Source organism: Paenibacillus sp. W2I17 (assembly GCF_030815985.1).
GTDB lineage: Bacteria > Bacillota > Bacilli > Paenibacillales > Paenibacillaceae > Paenibacillus.
The window spans coordinates 2963055-2981500 of sequence record NZ_JAUSXM010000001.1; the positions used below are offsets into that span (position 1 = coordinate 2963055).

General features: G+C 47.5%; 18 protein-coding genes. 3 read left to right on the top strand and 15 right to left on the bottom strand.

What is annotated here, in order from left to right:
* The first annotated feature begins 18 nt into the window (after positions 1-18).
* Positions 19-1440 carry an aminotransferase-like domain-containing protein gene (locus QF041_RS13190; protein WP_307414531.1) on the top strand — a complete coding sequence of 474 codons (1422 nt, stop codon included), beginning with the start codon at positions 19-21 and terminating at the stop codon, positions 1438-1440.
* A 56-nt stretch (positions 1441-1496) separates the two neighbouring features.
* Here the strand turns inward: QF041_RS13190 and clpP are convergent, their stop codons facing one another.
* The 8 genes from clpP to cysT all read right to left on the bottom strand — a co-directional run bounded on the left by clpP (position 1497) and on the right by cysT (position 8547).
* Positions 1497-2078 (bottom strand): ATP-dependent Clp endopeptidase proteolytic subunit ClpP, encoded by a 582-nt coding sequence (clpP, locus tag QF041_RS13195; RefSeq protein ID WP_017689971.1) that lies wholly within the window; start codon positions 2076-2078, stop codon positions 1497-1499.
* A gap of 18 nt (positions 2079-2096) precedes the next feature.
* Complete coding sequence (locus QF041_RS13200; protein ID WP_307414532.1) at positions 2097-2969, bottom strand: RNA polymerase sigma factor; 873 nt, start codon at positions 2967-2969, stop codon at positions 2097-2099.
* Between the two features lie 118 nt (positions 2970-3087).
* Entirely contained in the window at positions 3088-3894 is an 807-nt protein-coding gene (locus tag QF041_RS13205) for an MBL fold metallo-hydrolase (protein ID WP_307414533.1), read from the bottom strand.
* A gap of 283 nt (positions 3895-4177) precedes the next feature.
* Entirely contained in the window at positions 4178-4624 is a 447-nt protein-coding gene (locus tag QF041_RS13210) for a hypothetical protein (protein WP_307414534.1), read from the bottom strand.
* A gap of 157 nt (positions 4625-4781) precedes the next feature.
* Entirely contained in the window at positions 4782-5846 is a 1065-nt protein-coding gene (locus tag QF041_RS13215) for a sulfate ABC transporter substrate-binding protein (protein ID WP_307414535.1), read from the bottom strand.
* Between the two features lie 25 nt (positions 5847-5871).
* Positions 5872-6936, bottom strand: a complete 1065-nt coding sequence (locus tag QF041_RS13220) for a sulfate/molybdate ABC transporter ATP-binding protein (protein WP_036610770.1) — start codon at positions 6934-6936, stop codon at positions 5872-5874.
* 1 nt (position 6937) lies between these two features.
* Positions 6938-7735 (bottom strand): sulfate ABC transporter permease subunit, encoded by a 798-nt coding sequence (locus QF041_RS13225; protein ID WP_017689977.1) that lies wholly within the window; start codon positions 7733-7735, stop codon positions 6938-6940.
* The gene (cysT, locus tag QF041_RS13230; RefSeq protein WP_307414536.1) at positions 7732-8547 is read right to left on the bottom strand and encodes a sulfate ABC transporter permease subunit CysT; all 816 of its coding nucleotides are present in this window, start codon (positions 8545-8547) and stop codon (positions 7732-7734) included. Before cysT ends, QF041_RS13225 begins: the two co-directional genes overlap by 4 nt.
* Before the next feature lie 493 nt (positions 8548-9040).
* Here cysT and QF041_RS13235 point away from each other — a divergent pair, with 493 nt between their 5' ends.
* Positions 9041-9442, top strand: coding sequence for a secondary thiamine-phosphate synthase enzyme YjbQ (locus QF041_RS13235; RefSeq protein WP_145320375.1), 402 nt, complete (start codon positions 9041-9043; stop codon positions 9440-9442).
* Positions 9443-9631: 189 nt separating this feature from the next.
* On the opposite strand, the gene QF041_RS13240 is transcribed toward QF041_RS13235, so the two are convergent.
* The 5 genes from QF041_RS13240 to tkt all read right to left on the bottom strand — a co-directional run bounded on the left by QF041_RS13240 (position 9632) and on the right by tkt (position 15335).
* Positions 9632-10234: a TetR/AcrR family transcriptional regulator gene (locus QF041_RS13240; protein ID WP_124113445.1), complete on the bottom strand. Its 603-nt coding sequence runs from the start codon at positions 10232-10234 to the stop codon at positions 9632-9634.
* 5 nt (positions 10235-10239) lie between these two features.
* Entirely contained in the window at positions 10240-10872 is a 633-nt protein-coding gene (locus QF041_RS13245) for a YigZ family protein (RefSeq protein ID WP_036610785.1), read from the bottom strand.
* Positions 10873-11048: 176 nt separating this feature from the next.
* Positions 11049-12404: a glucose-6-phosphate isomerase gene (locus QF041_RS13250; protein ID WP_091015272.1), complete on the bottom strand. Its 1356-nt coding sequence runs from the start codon at positions 12402-12404 to the stop codon at positions 11049-11051.
* Between the two features lie 236 nt (positions 12405-12640).
* Positions 12641-12958 carry a pyrimidine/purine nucleoside phosphorylase gene (ppnP, locus tag QF041_RS13255; protein WP_017689983.1) on the bottom strand — a complete coding sequence of 106 codons (318 nt, stop codon included), beginning with the start codon at positions 12956-12958 and terminating at the stop codon, positions 12641-12643.
* 334 nt (positions 12959-13292) lie between these two features.
* Positions 13293-15335 carry a transketolase gene (gene tkt / locus QF041_RS13260; RefSeq protein WP_307414537.1) on the bottom strand — a complete coding sequence of 681 codons (2043 nt, stop codon included), beginning with the start codon at positions 15333-15335 and terminating at the stop codon, positions 13293-13295.
* A gap of 434 nt (positions 15336-15769) precedes the next feature.
* On the opposite strand from tkt, the gene QF041_RS13265 reads away from it, so the two are divergent.
* Positions 15770-16249, top strand: a complete 480-nt coding sequence (locus QF041_RS13265; protein WP_307414538.1) for a hypothetical protein — start codon at positions 15770-15772, stop codon at positions 16247-16249.
* A gap of 74 nt (positions 16250-16323) precedes the next feature.
* On the opposite strand, the gene purU is transcribed toward QF041_RS13265, so the two are convergent.
* Both purU and QF041_RS13275 read right to left on the bottom strand, forming a co-directional pair.
* Positions 16324-17217: a formyltetrahydrofolate deformylase gene (purU, locus tag QF041_RS13270; RefSeq protein ID WP_017689986.1), complete on the bottom strand. Its 894-nt coding sequence runs from the start codon at positions 17215-17217 to the stop codon at positions 16324-16326.
* A gap of 42 nt (positions 17218-17259) precedes the next feature.
* Complete coding sequence (locus tag QF041_RS13275) at positions 17260-18366, bottom strand: deoxyribonuclease IV (protein ID WP_017689987.1); 1107 nt, start codon at positions 18364-18366, stop codon at positions 17260-17262.
* Positions 18367-18446 lie beyond the last annotated feature (80 nt).

An 18446-nucleotide genomic window follows, 5' to 3' on the forward strand; every position in this document is an offset into this window, starting at 1 on the left:
AAAAGGAGTGTGAGCCGGGTGGGCAAAACCTTGATGATGACAGATAACAGCCTGAAATTATATGAGCAAGTAATCCATTATCTCGTTGTACGGATAGAAGCGGGAGAGTGGGCCGAACATGAAAAACTGCCATCTGTACGAAGCCTGTCCGAGCTACTCGGCGTACATCGTCTGACCGTTTTCAAAGCCTATCAGGAGTTAAAAGAACGTGGGAATGTTTATGTGAAGGATAAGTCTGGCTATTATGTCAGCCCAGTGACTCCATTCTCAGTAACGGATCAGGCGGATGATCCCGCCGTGTCTGCCTGGCTGCATTGGGATTCACTTGCACGGGTACAGTCCCTTGAAGCAGAATACCAATTTTCCAAATCGTTAATCGATCCCTCTTTGCTGCCCAACCGTTATTGGGGTGAACTAATGCGTGATCTGCTAGATCAATATCCCCGTTTGCTCGGAACGTATTCCACAATTCAGGGTGATCTGGAATTGCGAAGCGCGCTGGCAAGCCATCTGACGAAAAAAGAACGCTTCTATCTCTCCGCAGACGAGGTGTTAATTACATCAGGTGCCCAGCAAGCGATCGACGTCATCTCGCGGACGCTGGTCAAACCCGGAGATCGGGTGTTGATGGAACGGCCTACGTACGGACCGGCAATGGAGATTTTCCGCAAACAAGGTGCTCGTCTGATCTTTACGGATATTCACTCGGACGGGTATGATCTGGAGCAGATCGAACATCTGATGAAAAGTGAGAAGCCGCGCCTCTTTTATATGACACCGACCTTTCAGAATCCAACCGGCATTAATGTTCCAGTAGAACAGCGCAAGCAGTTACCGGAACTGGCAGAACAGTATGGTTGTTTTCTGCTCGAAGACGACAGTACCTATGATATCTATTTTAAGGATAAACCTCCTGCACCGATTTTCACCTATGACACCACCGGACACACTCTGTACATTCGCAGTTACAGCAAGTATGTTGCACCCGGGCTACGGATTGCAGCCATCATTTGCCGTCAGCGTTTCATGCCAGGACTACAGGCTGTAAAATCACTGACAGATAACGGATCGCCCCTTCTGAATCAGAAGCTTTTTCTCCGTTATTTTCAGTCAGAACGTATGCATCAGCATCTATCCAAGCTGCGGACCGCCATCCAGCTACGGATGGAAGTAATGGAAAAATGTCTGCTGGAAACGGACTGGACGTGGACCCGGCCTGAGGGCGGACTCAACTTTTGGGTAGAGCTTCCTGAGGGTGTGGATACAGGGAGACTGCTTCACCGATGCATGGAACAATCCGTTGCCTTTGTACCCGGAACCGTATTTGATTCTTCGGATAATTCAGCCAGTCGCAAGCTGCGCCTGTCCTTCTCTTATGCACATGAGCAGCAGATTCGGGAAGGCATGAGCAGGCTTATTACGCTTGCAAAAGAAATGTAAGGTTTGGTTATAAATCGAAAAAAGCCCGAAAGGTCACATGACCTTCCGGGCTACTGTTATGAGCTGGATATGACCTTATCCACCAATCCATATTCGACTGCTTCAGCAGCGGTCAAGAAATAATCTCGATCCGAGTCCTTCTCAATCCGCTCAATTGACTGCCCTGTATGGTCGGCTAACAGCTTGTTAAGGCGCTGACGATGCTGAATGATGCGGTTAGCATGAATCAGCATATCGGATGCCTGCCCTCGCGTACCGCCATGTGGCTGATGGATCATGATCTCACTGTTGGGCAGCGCCATACGTTTACCTTTTGTTCCACCTACCAGCAATATCGTACCAAAGCTTGCCGCCATCCCTGTACAGATCGTGGAGATATCCGGCTTCACAAATTGCATCGTGTCATAGATCGAAAATCCTGCGGTCACCGACCCACCAGGGCTGTTGATGTACATCTGGATGTCCTTTTCCGGGTCCTCTGCAGTCAAAAACAACAACTGGGCCACGATGGCATTTGCCATCTGATCCTCAATTTCTCCGGACACCATAATGATCCGATCTTTGAGCAAACGTGAATAAATATCATAACTCCGCTCTCCGCGAGCTGTTTGTTCCACTACATACGGCACTACATTCATGTGTGTCGCCTCCTCGGTTTAGGCAACCATGTTGACCGTGTATCCGCCTCCATACGACATCGAGTTCATGCCAGAAGTGGAGTACCCGTACATCATTGGCTGCATGGATGGAGACGGCAAAGTCTGCTGCAAAATCGTGCCCGCCACAGCCATCGGATCATCGGTCCGATTCAGGCACAAATCAATGATTTGGGCTGTATCCCCATTACGAAATGCCAGCAGATAGCTGCGCAGTTCCTCCCGATTGTCCTCCACTGCGCCTTCCTCATACTGCAATTCTGTGTCCGATTGTTCCAACCTATGCCTCACTTCAGCTATGGCAGAGCGTGCACGACTTAACGCTGCTTTCACAGCACCTTCTGTCGTATCCAGCATTTCCGCAGTCTCTGCCGCCTTATAACCCATTAATTCACGTAATACATATATCACTCGCTGCCACGGTGGTAGCGTATTTACAAGAAGTTGTACGGCAGACTCCAATTCCTCGAATCGCCTTTCCTCCTCCATTTCGTGTAGGAGCGGCTTCAAGCTATCCAGTTTATATGCCAATCTCTCCCGCTGACGTAAGATATCAATCCAGCTGTTGCGTGCAATACGAATCAGATAAGCTTCCCAGTTTATATCTTTATTCATCCCGGAAGATTCAACCACTCTCAACGACAATACTTTGAGACAGGTCTCCTGAACCAGATCCTCCGTGTCTGGAACTGATTTCGTCAGAGATAAACAATACGCATACAACGAACCCATCAGATCGGGTAGTACGGTATGGATGCTCTGGTTCAATTGATTTTTTCTGTCGTTGCCATTGAATTCAATATCGAATTTATCTTGTTTACCATCATCATGTGGTCTGTTGATTCTGCAATCCACGGACTTCACAAAGGCCATCTTGGGGGCCCCCCTTTGCTGGTTCCTGATTGATTTTGACTTACACTATGTAAACGAAGAACTCCTTGTAAAGGATACGCTCTTCTGAATTTATTTTTGTAACGCTCATTAAGTTGAGTTACGCATTCGTTTCCAGCTTTAATGTTCCAAGCGGCACCTTCATCCCGGTAAGGGCAATCGTAATACCTTGATCCAGATTATAATTCTGCCGTACATCGACGTCATGAGACATATGTGTAAAATAAGTATGACCCGGTTTCAGTTCCCGCAGCAGCTCCTGCGCCTCGCGCATATCGTACACCGAACGTGTTGAGAATTCCGCAAGCTCATGCACAAAGCTTGTTCCAAGCACCAGCAGATCCAGTCCGTGCAACGGCTCTTTTTCGGATGTCTTCAGGTCAATGGCGTCTGAACAATACGCCCAGCTATACCCACCCTGATCCAATCGATAGGCGTACGAATACCCGTTATGTCCATGGCATACTTTCCAGGAATGCACCTTCCAGCCGCCTAGTTCAATACCGCCATCCGTTTCGAGAAAGTCCATATGACGACCCAGCCAGGGAAACTGTCCCTGAATGGTAGCAATCACTTCGCGTGGTGCATACAAACGTCCCTTTACCCCTAACCAGCGGCATGCATCCGCCCATTCTGGTAATCCTCCAATATGGTCAAAATGAGCATGAGTGATGAGCAGCGTATGCACCATACGTAACCCCTGATCCTCCATCTGTGATCTCCAGTCTGGTCCGCAGTCAATCATGAACTGTTCCCTCGCACCATCCCCACCACCGTCAATCAGAACAGAAGAACGTTTCCGTTTATTCTCTCCCGTAAGCCTTGCCTCTGTACATATTTCGCAATCACAATACACACGTGGAACGCCCATCGCATCGCCAGTGCCCAGAAATGTTAGCTGATTCAATCCGCATTCCCCCTGAATTAATGATATGTAAATTGTAATCGTCCACCTCTGTTTTTGCAAAAAAAAGACCATCCCGCTGCAGTTATCCACTGCAATTCGGGACAGTCTGTGGTCTGACACTTCACCTTCAGACTTTAATTCCATGCTTCGCTCCATTCGGGAGCGTACGCTTCGTCAGCATGTGGTGCAACCTTATAAGCGGGGCGTCCGCATGAAGATCAGGCCTTACCTTTTAAACAGGCCACGACCAATTAATTCGAGTCACATCCACTCCGCGCTGGAACTATACCAGTGCCCGCAGCTTCAACGTCAGTTCCTGACCCGCAGGTACATCCTTCGAATCCGTAATGACCCAGTTCGATGCAAGTCGCTTCGCCAGCACCTCTGCCTGTTCCGGTTTCAACTGCAATCCGGTGACAATCCCTTCACCCACTGTGAAGTCTTTCTCGTGCTGTACCTTGAAGGCTTTCTCTAACCAGATTCCCAATCCACCACGCGTGTTAAAGGTAATCCGGTACCCATCTTTTACTGCTGCCTCCAGATTTTCACCATGCTCGTCCGCATACGAGAAAAATTCGTTATATCGGTATTCCTCTTCAGACACGGCGTCAAAAGCGGAAATATCTTTGGCTTGAATGGCTTTTAATATTTCTTCCTCAGGCATCCCCTTACCGCGGGCCTGCTCCAGTCGAATTGCTGTACTTTGGGATAATTTGATCTCTGAACTCATCCAACTCACACCTTCCTGCTAGTACTATGTAACAATCATGATTCAGTATACCTCTATTATAACCTTTTGGCAGTAAAAAACCTCCATCTCTACTTCCATTGAAATGAAGGTTTAGTATCCACATGCTCGGTTAACTATTCGATTACATCAGCAATACTCATAATCCAGCGAGCACCTGATACCACACGCCGCGTTTGGAGTACAACGTACTGCGTACCTCATCCCATCCACCCAGATAATTGATATCAAATAATCCTTCTGGCGTTGGGAATGTCGACTCGGTCTGTGCAAATACATCCGGATCTACTGAACGAAAACCATGCTTGGCAAAAATGCGCTGTGCTTCTGGTGTACGCAGATAGGCGACAAAAGCTTCCGCCAGTTCACGATTCCCATGTTTATCGGCATATTTATTCACCACAACTGCCGGGTTCTCAATCAGGATCGTATTTTTCGGAATGACGATGTCATAATCTACACCTTTGGCGATCCGGGCAAGCAATTCATTTTCATACGTGACGATTACATCACCGACACCGTATTCGAATGCCGCCATCGAAGAGCGCCCACTCTTGTCCAATGATTCAACGTTACGATGTACCTGTTCGAGAAAAGCCTTGGCTGCGGAAGGATCTTTCTTCCCCTCTTGCTCCTCCGACAGTTTCAATCCGGCACCGTAGATGGCATTAATGTCCCATTGTGCGCCCCCGGATGTCTTTGGATTAGGGTAGAGCACCTTCACTCCCGGCTTGGTTAAATCCTGAAAATCATGAATCCCGAGCGGGTTGCCTGCTCTTGTGCCCAGAACAACAATCGAACGGGTGATCATGCCCTCATTAGGGGTCTGTTTCCAATCGGAGCTAACCAGATCGGCTTTGACCAGCTTCTCGATATCACTCTCCATCGCGAGCAAGGCCACATCAGCCTCGAATCCACCAACGATGGCTCTTGCCTGTGTACCTGAAGCTTCGTAGGACTCCTGGAAGTTAATTGTCTGTCCGGTTTTTGCCTTCCACTCCTCCTGGAACTTGGGCAGCAACTCGCCTACAGCGTCTTTCGCTACACTATAGGCACCAATCACCAGCGTATTGGATGAATCGTTACCAGAGGGCTCGTTCTGTTCGCTTGACTCCTCCTGCTTGCTGCATCCAGCGGTCATGCAGACGAGCAGAAGCATGAGGGCAGCATATAAGAGTATGGCTTTCTTCTTCCTCGTCTGCATGGGCAGCCCCTTTCTTCCACTTGATCTAAATCATCACCGGCATCGGATCTTCCTTCAGTCGGTTCTCAACCACCCAACTGTTGGAGTCATTGAACAGGTATGCACGGTGTACAAGGACTCGAATTTGTTGACCGATCTCCAATGTCGTTTTCTCCAGGGAACGATATGTGATTAACTTATGACCCTGTACGTCCACCTCTACCATCCATTCACTACCGCGGAAATGAAGATGTTTGACTGTACCTTTTTCCGTTGCAGACAACATGGTGAATTCGTTTTTCAAGCCGATTTCAATATACTCCGGTCGAATCAGCGCTTTGGTATGTTCACCTTCGACGGCATGTTCGAATCCTTTCAACTGGGAGGCATCCTCCACAACCGTAGACTCCCCGATAAATGTAGCCACAAACGGTGTCTGAGGGTTTTTGTAGATATCCCAAGGTGTGCCCTTCTGTTCCAGACGACCCTGACTGATAATCATAATCTCGTCCGCCACTTCAATCGCTTCATCCTGATCATGCGTTACAAAAATCGAAGTGATTCCCACTCGCTCAATCAACTCACGCAACCATGAACGCAGTTCCTGACGGATCTTGGCATCAATGGCCGCGAACGGTTCGTCCAGCAATAACAGCTGTGGCTCCGGGGCGAGTGCTCTGGCAAAAGCAACACGTTGACGCTGCCCACCAGATAACTGATGTGGATAGCGCTGTTCGAAACCTTTTAACCCGGTCAGTTCAACCAGTTCCATCACCCGATCACGGATCTGGGCTTTTGGTGTCTTCTTGACCTTGAGTCCAAAGGCGATATTCTCAAATACCGTCATATGTTTGAACAAGGCATAGTTCTGGAATACAAATCCGATTCCCCGCTCCTGTGGAGGCAGATGGTTCACGACTTTTCCGTGAAAGCGAATCTCACCGGAACCCGGATTCTCCAGACCCGCCAGCATCCGCAGAATGGACGTTTTCCCACCTCCGCTGGGTCCAAGCAGACCGATCAGATGGCCTTTGGCAATATCGAATGAGACATCTTTTACCGCATGAAAATCACCGAAATGTTTGTTCAGATCACGGACTTCTACATGCATATCAATGCACTTCCTTTCGCTTCTTGGCCCATTCCATCATGAGCAGCAGCCCGACGGAGAAGGTTACCAGCACCAATGCCACACCATTTGCGGCAGCCACATTAAAATTCTCAACATCCTGATACACCAGGGTTGTTGCGGTCTGCGTTTTGTTCATAATATTACCGGATACAACCAGCACTGCACCAAATTCCCCAAGCGAGCGCGCAACCGTCAAGACTAGACCGTATACCACTGCCCAGCGGATCGAAGGCCAGGTCACACTCCAGAACGTTCTCCAGCCGTAGGCGCCAAGTGTAGATGCAGCCTCCTCTTGCTGAGAACCGAGTTCCTGGAGGACAGGCATAACCTCTCTGACCATCAATGGAAAGGTAACAAATAACGTTGCGATCACCATACCCGGGAAGGCATAGACCACATTGAATCCAATCCCTTCAAAAAAAGCGCCCATAATGCTGTTAGGTCCCAACATCAACACAATCATCAAACCGCCAATGACAGGAGATACGGCATAAGGCAGGTCTACAATGCTGTTCAGCAGCCCTTTTATCCGTTCACTCAGCCATCCAGCACGAACCAGATACAGAGCCATCATGATGCCAAACAATGTATTTAACAGGGTGACCACCAGAACCACCAGTCCGGTCATCATCAAGGCATGTAACGCCTCAGGGCGCATCAGCCCTTTCAGGAATCCGCCTGCCCCGTCTTCAAATGCACCAATAAAAATGCGTCCGAGCGGGATGATCAGCAGTACAATAAATACCGCAAACGTCAGTCCGATTAACAGTCGTCTCATCGTCTTCTCCCCCGCATCTGCACCAGATTGATCAGCCAGAGGATCAGGAAGGAGAGTGTCAGGAGCAACACGGATACCGCAGCGGCTCCCGTTGGATTATCACTTTCAATCTCCCCGTAGATAAATACGGAAGCAGTCAGTGTTCTTCCCGGAATGTTACCAGCCACCAGCACGACAGCCCCGAATTCAGCCAGTCCTCTGGAGAAAGCCAACATCCCCCCACTGATCATGCCAGGTGCCATGGACGGCAGAATAACCTGCATGAACGTGCGAACTTTGGATGCCCCCATCGTGTACGAGGCTTCTTCCTCGGAAGGATCGATTTCTTCCAGCAAAGGCTGCACCGCACGAATAACAAACGGAAACGTGACAAAGGTCATCGCGATAACAATGGCGGGCTGGTGAAATACAATCTCAAATCCCATGGATTCTGCCAGTTTCCCGATGGCACTGACCGGACCCAGAAGCAGCATAATCATCAAGCCGCCCACCGCTGTTGGCAGTGCAAACGGGAGATCAACCAGACTGTTGAGAAACGATCGGCCCACAAAGCGATACCTTGTCAACACCCAGGCGATCATCGTGCCCAAAACCACATTAATCAGCGTGGCAATGACGGCCAGCCGAATGGTCAGCAGTACGGCTTTCCACGCGATGGGGTCCATAATGCTCTGAAGAAAGTTGCTCCATCCTTCAGAGAAGGAATTGACGTACACACCGATGATTGGAAGTACTATAAGTACGATAAAATATAACAATACGGTACTGCGGAATCCCCAAGTCCATCCCTTATGACGAAGAACGGTATTCATTGCTGCGTTCCCTCCCAGCCTCCGGCTTTAGCTCCGGTCGGCAGTCTTCCTGGCTTTAATACGACATTTTTCCTAAGTTGGATGATATTACTTTAATATTATTCCCATTAGTCTACTTGGTTTTGCTTTTCTGATACTTTACCAGTTTGCAGTGCTAATCGTCAATGCTTTTATTGAATATAATTGGGCCACATATGAGAACGATTAATAAAAATCGCACTGTACACTGCGCGGCCAGAACAACCTTCCGATCACTGTTATCCCCAGATTTCTTTGATCCCCTTTTTAAGGGGAAATCCGGTGATAAAGGCGCAGCTTATGCTTCCGAAGCAGCTTTCCTACAGAAAGCTTTTAGCTTCCGCTTCTTCAGGTTATTTCTGACCTCTCCGTTATTGTGCGATTCACATATCCGTCTTCATATGTGGTTTGTTTGGTATGTAGTGGTTAAGGTACAATCGAGGGTAAGAACAGAGATGATAAGGAGTGATCTAACATGTTATATACGAAGAATATATCCACTTCCACACGAGACGAAATGAAGGATATCACACGGGACGTAAAGCAGGTTGTCCAGAGTAGCGGGGTGCAGAACGGGACGGTGCTTATCTACTGTCCACATACGACAGCGGGTATTGCCATCAATGAAAATGCAGACCCGGATGTGAAACACGATGTATTGTTGCGCCTTGACGAAGTGTACCCTTGGGAGCACCCAGAGTATCGACACGCCGAAGGCAATACAGCCTCTCACCTCAAGTCGATCACAACAGGGCCATCACAGACGGTGATTATTCACGAAGGCAGATTGCTGCTTGGCCGCTGGCAAGGCATTTACTTTTGCGAATTCGATGGACCACGTGAGCGGGAGTATTTTCTCAAAATCATGGAAGGTTAGTTGGGTCCAATAGGCCTGCCACCTACTCGTTCATTTTTGCAAACACAAACAGGCGGTCCACCCTCATTCCGGGTCGGAGCCGCCTGACTTGGTCTGCTGCGCATACTAACTTTCGCAAGACAACGTTATAAAGAATTAAAGTTATGACAAATCACCGCCCTGAAGTGTAGGGGTGCAACAATAGCGCCATTATTGGACGCCAGGCTGCTGACCCAGATTGCGGCACAGCACTTTGACATGAGACAGCGCAGACGATTCAATCTCCACAAACGTTAAACGGTCCTGAATGTAATAAGAAATGAATCCGTGCATAGCCAAAAATAGCGTACGCGGTACCCTTTGAATATCCTCTTCCGTACAGTTCTCTTCATTCATATACTGCCTTACAATCGATGCAAACAATTCAAAGCAACGTCCCTGTTCGGTACGACAATAAGACAACAATTCTTCGTCCCTGATCATAAACATAATTTCGTATTGGTATGGATTCTCCAGACCAAAGCGAATAAACTCCATCATAATGTGCTCTACCTTGCTCACATCATCACGAACCGGCCTGACCATGGCTTGCAGCAGTAAATGCCCCAGATGATTAAAATCTTCAACCACGATGGCATAGAACAGCTCTGCCTTTTCCTTAAAGTGATAATACAGCGACCCATGACTATAGCCCAGATGCTGGCCGATGCTTCGCATCGAAATGGCGCGGTATCCTTTGGTAATAAAAAGGTGCCTCGCTGCCTCCAGTATCCGCTCCCTCGACAACTCCTGTTCGACTGCTCTTCTAGCCATATATTTTATTCCCCTTCAATAAAATAAAGCCGCTGTCCCTCCGTGATCCGGGATTGCCCTTGCGTCAAATCCGTGATCCAGGCTACAAAAGCCTCGGTTTCACTATCCGGCGGAAGACAAGTCAACGTAACCTTATCGGTGAATCCAGTTTCACCTGTACGGACTTCCCGGCTTCTTAACTCATTTTCCACTTTACCCAGCCACGTATAATCCAGTTCAACAAACACTTCACGATGCAGCACGTTGGTAATGGCTTCTCCGGCTTCAATGGCTGCTACAGCTCCATCCGTATAAGCACGAATTAACCCGCCAGCTCCAAGCATAATTCCCCCGAAGTATCGCGTAACCACAATTGCCACATTTTTTAATTTCTGATTTTTGATCACTTCAAGAATGGGTTTCCCTGCTGTTCCGCTGGGTTCACCATCATCGGATTGCTTCTGGATCTCGTCCCGCTCACCAATCATGTATGCAGAGCAGTTATGAGTCGCATTCCAATGTTTTTTCTTGATCTCATCGATGAAGGCAACAGCCTCTTCCTCTGTCGTGACCGGCATAATATGACCGATAAATCGCGACTTCTTGATTACAATTTCCAGATTGCCCGGTCCTCGAACCGTGCGATAACGTTCAATCATCCTAAATCCAACTTTCTGATCTTTTCCTGAGTCCATTTTACAAGAAAGCAGTTCACCGCGCGAACGCGGACGAACTGCCCTGGTTATCTACATCCGGGAACCCTGCCTCTTATACGAACAGTGATTCCCGGTTAGATTTACATTACCTTATTCAACTATATGAGCAGACCGATGAATTATTCGGAAAGTCTCGCTTCGAGCGCTGCTTTCTCTTCTTCAAAGCCTGGTTTGCCCAGCAATGCGAACATATTTTTCTTGTAAGCTTCCACGCCTGGTTGGTCAAATGGATTGACGCCCAGCAGGTAGCCACTGATACCGCATGCTTTTTCAAAGAAGTATACCAGATATCCGAAAGAATATGGAGTCATATCTGGAATGTTCACAATCAGGTTTGGTACTTGACCATCTGTATGTGCAAGCAGTGTTCCTTGGAACGCTTTTTTGTTAACAAAGTCCATAGTTTTTCCTTCAAGGAAGTTCAAACCATCCAGATCGTCCGGATCGGATTTGATTGAGATATGCTCAGCAACTTCAGTAACCTGAATAACAGTTTCGAAGATATTCCGGCTACCTTCCTGGATGAATTGACCCATGGAGTGCAAGTCTGTAGAGAAATCAACGGAAGCAGGATAGATCCCTTTGTAGTCTTTACCTTCACTCTCTCCAAACAGTTGTTTCCACCACTCGGATACGAAGTGCAGGGAAGGCTCATAGTTTACAAGAATCTCAGTTCCTTTGCCTTTGCGATACAATGCGTTACGAACTGCAGCATATTGATATGCTTCATTCTCAGCTACGTTCGGGTTGCTGTATTCTTTGGATGCGTCAGCCGCACCTTGCATCATTTCTTCAATGTTGATACCAGCTGCTGCGATTGGCAGCAAACCTACAGCTGTCAGAACGGAGTAACGTCCACCTACATCATCCGGGATAATGAAAGATTCGTATCCTTCTGCATTTGCCAGTTCTTTTAGTGCACCGCGCGCTTTGTCTGTTGTAGCATAGATGCGTTTGCGAGCTTCTTCTTTACCATATTTCTCTTCCAGTGCTGCACGGAAGATACGGAATGCAATAGCCGGCTCTGTTGTTGTACCGGATTTGGAGATAACGTTGACGGAGAAATCTTTGCCTTCTACCAGATCCAGCAAATGAGTTACATATGTGGAACTGATATTGTTTCCTGCAAAATAGATTTCAGGCGTTTTGCGTTTGTCTTTTGGCAGATTGTTATAGAAAGAGTGAGTCAGCATTTCAATCGCTGCACGTGCACCCAGGTATGATCCACCAATACCGATAACGATCAGTACTTCGGAGTCGCTTTGGATTTTGGCAGCCGCTTTTTGAATGCGAGCGAACTCTTCTTTGTCATAAGCCGTTGGCAGGTCAATCCAGCCCAGATAATCGGAGCCTGTTCCTGTTCCGTTGTGGAGCTGCTCGTGAGCCAGACGAATCGGTTCTGCGAAATAATCCACTTCGTGCTGATTTACAAATTGCAATGCCGTGCTATAGTCAAATGTCACTTTTTTTGCCATGATCTCAAAAACCTCCTGATTTCGATTATAGTGCGTGTTCAAACTTTGTAATCAAAAGCGGACTTTTTGAACAACCTCTTATATTATGTCCGTATTCCATTCTAAACAACTTGCCTTAAGGATACTTCAAATCCACGGGGCTGACAAGCTTGCAGCTCGAACTTTGTCGTTAGAATTCAAGAAGCAAAAAGGGTAAACCGAATCCGCGGGTTGCGGTTCTGCTTACCCTTCTTATGTTATTCCGCCGGGTACGAGCAGACGTAGTCAGTAACGCTGCGTATCTCCAGTTTAAATTTGGATTCGGCAGGCACGTGGAACGTAGCTTGACCTTGAATCTCTTGCCACTCTTCTTCTCCGGGAAGCAATACTTTCAGATCTCCGGACAGAATCTCCATAATTTCACGGGAATCCGTACCGAACTCATAACTGCCTGGAAGCATGATGCCCAGAGTCACTTTGCTGCCATCCCCCAAAATAACCGTTCTGCTGGTTACCTGACCATCATAATAAATGTTGGCCTCTTTCACTACACTGACTTGATCGAATTGTGACATGCGTACCCGCTCCCCTGAAGTTAATGAAAACAAAAGGCAAAACAGATTAGGGCGATAACGAGTCACCGCCCATCTCTGCGGAAATAACTTGCTGCCATGGATCAGGACAGCATGAAGCTCTCCCAACCATAGCAGCGCTTATGAAGCTATAAGTGCGTGTTCAAAAAGTCAGGTTTTCAGTACCGAGAAGATGGGATGAAGCTAGAAATGGACTAGCGGAGCGTAGGAGAAAACTACGTGAGCAACGGACATTTCGGCTGAATCCCATATTCGACGCTGATGATGCCGTGAGGCATCCTTCGTAATCAAAAGCAGACTTTTTGAACAACCTCTATTACAGCAATGCTTTTACGCGGCTAACCACGTTGTCCACTGTAAAGCCATATTCTTGGATAACACGGTCGCCAGGCGCGGATGCACCAAATGTGCTGATTCCGAGAATGTCACCTTGATCTCCAACATATTTCTCCCAGCCCATTGGATAAGCCATTTCAATTGCAAGACGAGCTTTAACATCCGGAAGAAGAACGGACTCTTTGTAAGCTTTGTCTTGTTTCTCGAACAGATCCCAGCTTGGCATGCTGATTACGCGAACTTGGATGCCTTGTTCAACAAGTGCTGCTTGAGCTTTAACAGCCAATTGCACTTCAGAACCTGTAGCGATGATTTGTGCTACCGCTTTGCCATCTTTTGCATCAGAGACAACATAAGCACCACGTTTCACGTTCTCACGTGAACCTTCAACCGTACCTTCCAGGATCGGCAGGTTTTGACGAGTGAGTACGAGTGCAACCGGATTGCTCTTGTTCTCAAGCGCGTAAGCCCAAGCAGCCGAAGTTTCATTACCGTCAGCCGGACGAATAACCGTCAGGTTAGGAATGATACGCAGGGATGCCAATTGCTCGATTGGTTCGTGCGTAGGACCGTCTTCACCAACAGCGATACTGTCGTGAGTCAGAACATACGTTACAGGCAATCCCATCAGGGCAGCCAGACGAACAGCCGGACGCAGGTAATCGGTAAATACGAAGAACGTACCTCCGAATACTTTCACACCGCTGTGCAATGCCATACCGTTCATCGCTCCAGCCATACCGAATTCACGGATACCGAAGTAGATGTTACGGCCGGAGTAATCTTCAGGTGTGAAGTTCTCCAGGTTGTTCAAGTGAGTCATTGTGGAGCTTTCCAAGTCAGCAGATCCGCCTGTCAGTTGTGGCACGTTGTGTGCCAGACCATTCAGAGCGTTACCGGATGCTACACGAGTGGAAAGAGCTTTGTCTGTTGCTGCATATTTAGGAAGATCACGGTCCCAACCTTCTGGAAGGTCGCCGTTAATCGCTGTTTCGAATTGAGCTGCAAGCTCAGGGAAAGCTTTTTTGTACTCGGCAAATTTCTCGTCCCAGGCTTTGTTAGCAGAGATACCACGATCTTTCACTTGTGCAAAGTGATCGCGAACTTCAGCTGGTACGTGGAAGTTTTCTTCGTAAACCCATTTGTAATACTCTTTAGTCAATTTGGCTTCGTCTGCACCCAGTGGAGATCCGTGAGTACCGCCGTGGCCGCCTTTACCTTGTTTGTTCGGGCTACCATAACCGATAACCGTTTTAACTTCGATCAGTGTAGGACGCAGTGTATCTGCTTGACCTTCCTGAATTGCTTTTTCGATTGCAGGCAGATCGTTACCATCTTCAACGCGCAGCACTTGCCAGCCATAAGCTTCAAAACGCTTCGCGATGCTTTCGGAAGAAGACAGATCCAATTTACCATCCAACGTGATGTCATTGGAGTCGAACAACATGATCAGTTTGCCCAAGTGCAAACGTCCAGCCAGGGAAGCTGATTCATGAGATACGCCTTCCATCAAGTCACCATCACCACAGATTGCGTAAGTGTAGTGGTCAACTACGTTGAATTTGTCTTTATTGTATGTTGCGCCCAGTTGAGCTTCAGCCATCGCCATACCTACAGCCATTGCAATACCTTGACCCAGTGGGCCGGTTGTTGCATCAACACCTGCAGTATGCCCGAATTCCGGGTGACCCGGTGTTTTGCTTCCCCATTGACGGAACTGTTTCAGTTCTTCCATTGGAAGATCATATCCGCTCAGGTGGAGCAAGCTGTACAACAACATGGAGCCATGTCCTGCAGACAGGACAAAACGGTCCCGGTTAACCCAAGTTGGGTGGTCCGGGTTATGAGTCATCGTTTTTGCAAAAAGTTGGTACCCCATTGGAGCGGAGCCCATAGGCATACCCGGATGTCCGGAATTTGCCTTCTCAATTGCATCAATCGCCAAAGTACGTACGGTAGTAATCGACAGGTTGTCGATTGTAGTGTTCTCGTCCTTTTGAATCGCTTCGTTCTTGTCAGTCATGGTTTGTCCTCCTCATGTCTTTAGATAAGTCGGGTGCGCAAGCGAATCCCTCTCATCATACAAGCAAACCGAATTTCACAATAAGTGAATCCGCTTGAGTGTTTCATTTTGACTTATTCACTTTTGTATTGTATCACTTGGCGTGAAGCTTTTCCATAACCTTCTTTTAGAAGTTCGTGAAAAATCGGTTGTTTGTGATGAATATTCCTTGGCTTATCAAGCAAAAATCGTACTGTACAAGGTACTAAATTCCAAAAGCAGACTTAAGGAGCCTCGCAAATCCATCGCATGAAGTATAACCTTTAACCTGAAAACCATGCATTTTTTAGATATTCATCCTCAATTCACATATAATGTTCCTTAATATGGATTCGAAAATCGGACTGTGGTTTACTTTTCAGATGTACACGCATCAATCATAGGAGGTCGAGATCATGCCAGATCCTGCTGCTCACCCATCAACATCGGTAAAACACTCATTACCCTGGATATCTGGTATTTTAACGGGGATTCTCTCCGGAGTTGTCCTAGGATTTTTCCTCAAAATGATTCAGGCCAGCACAGGTGAACAAGTATATACCCTGCTGCTGAATATTGATTTTGTGCCTGGTCTTCCACCAACCTTACCCGAAATCATTGAATTTTCTCTGCATCTTGTTGTGTCCGTTGTGATCGGCATCCTCTATGTGTGGTGGGTACGACGCACAGAGCGTCCCATGTTCAAAGGAATATTGCTTGGTGCCGCCTCGTCCCTGCTCTACATTCCACTCTCTCAATTGTCATCACGTGTGCCAGACCTGTACGATCTGTCCGCCATCCTCTACTGGATTGTAGGACATCTGCTATTCGGTATAGTGCTTGGCTTGTGCGGAAAGTATATCAACACAACAAAAAAAGCGACTCCCGTTTCGTAAACGAATTAGGGTCGCCTTTTTGTTAGTCTATTACGTGGTTCCGAATCAACCTTGCACAGTATTGAAGCGTGAGCTTAAAATACGACGGTTTTATTTTCGTGAACAAGAACACGGTCTTCGACATGCCATTTCACGGCACGTGCGAGCACAACACGCTCAATGGTACGTCCAATACGCTTCAGCTCGGTTACATCGTCCCCGTGGCTTACACGCTGCACGTCCTGTTCAATAATTGGTCCGCCATCCAGTTCTTCCGTAACATAGTGCGCTGTCGCACCGATAATTTTGACACCGCGGTTGTACGCCTGCGCATACGGTTTACCACCCACAAAGGCTGGCAGGAACGAATGGTGAATATTAATGATTCGATTGCGGTAATGCTCAATGAACATCGGAGAGATAATCTGCATGTAACGAGCCAAAATGATCACATCCACATCATTGCCAATGACGTCCAGTTGGCGCTGTTCCGCTTCTTTCTTCGTATCTGCCGTAACCGGAATATGATGATATGGAATGCCAAATGATTCTACATAGTCCTTCATGTCCAGATGGTTGCTGACCACAAGAGCAATATCAGCATCCAGATCGCCAGCCTGCCATTGCCACAACAATTCAACCAGACAGTGATCTTCTTTGGATACAAATATAGCCAGTTTCTTCTTGCGGCTAACCGCAGATAACGTCCATTCCATTTGGAAACGACTTGCCACTTCTGCAAAATCAGCTTCCAGTTTCGGCAAATTGACCAACAATTGCGGAAGATCAAACTCAATTCTCATAAAGAACATGCCGCCAGCAGGGTCCATTGTGTACTGGTCCGACTGAACAATGTTTGCACCATGCTGGTGCAGGAAATGAGATACGGCAGCTACAATTCCTGGACCATCCGGACAGGAAATAAGCATGCGCGCACGATCGGCGCGGTTTTTAGAATCAGGGCGTACTTGTTTAGCGTGGATCTCCATCGGGTTATTCTTCCTCCTTCAATTAAGCCATGACCTGCGGGATTAACCCGCAAGCCATGCAATCAAGCGATGATTCAGTTGTTCTTCATTCAAATGTGGGAACAAAGCAGCTTCAGTCACCATGTCATAGAGGCGTTCCAGCGGTTCGCGCGGATCTGCCTTTTTGGCTTTGGCATCATTCTTGAGCAACGTCCACACATCCAGAATATACGAACGAGACTCAATCTCTTTACCTTTGAAAAAGTGTTGCAACTGTTCTACTTCTGTCAGGAAATCCTGGCCGAATCGACCGGCAACATCCCCACGAAGCAGGGCAATCTCCACCTCATACATTGGACGCTGTGTTTTGGCCTCTTTACCAATCCAAGGTGTCTCTAGAATAAATGGACGTCCTTGAAGCTTCTCATGGTTGACGATGCGGTTAATCGCTTCAAACCCGATCCAGCCAGAGCCAATTGGTGTATGACGGTCCTTGTGCGCACCCACAGCATTCTTACTATCATTAATATGCATTACGGCAATGCGGTCAAGTCCTACCGTACGATCAAATTGTTCCAGTACACCGTCAAAATCATTAACGATATCATATCCGGCATCATGAATGTGACATGTATCCATACACACAGTCAGGCGCTCGTTATATGTTACTTTCTCGATAATCTGAGCGATCTCTTCGAAACTGCGACCCATCTCCGTACCTTTGCCAGCCATGGTCTCCAGAGCGATGTTCACATCCGTGTCTTTCACACCCTCCAGCACTTCATTCAATCCTTCTGCGATCCTTCCGATCCCATAGTGGGCATCTTTGTCTGTAAATGCGCCGGGATGTAATACGATGTTCTTCACACCAATAGCATGTGTCCGACGAATCTCTTCCTGAAGGAAATCTACAGCCAGTCTAAACGTATTATCTTTGTATGAGCCAAGATTAACAATGTACGGTGCATGGACAACGATATCTTCCATTCCACCCTCTTGCATGGCAACCTTGCCTTCTTCAATATACATGGACTCAATTGGCTTGCGACGTGTATTCTGTGGTGCACCCGTATATATCATAAACGAACTGGAACCGTACGAGGACGCTTCCTTCGTTGCACTCAATAATCCCTTGTCCGAAAAGGACACGTGGGAGCCGATTTTCAGCATTATTGATCCCCCTTATTCTGAATTATCCCTTATTCTAACGCGATTATCGAAATAAATCTAGAAATGCGCTATAATTCGGG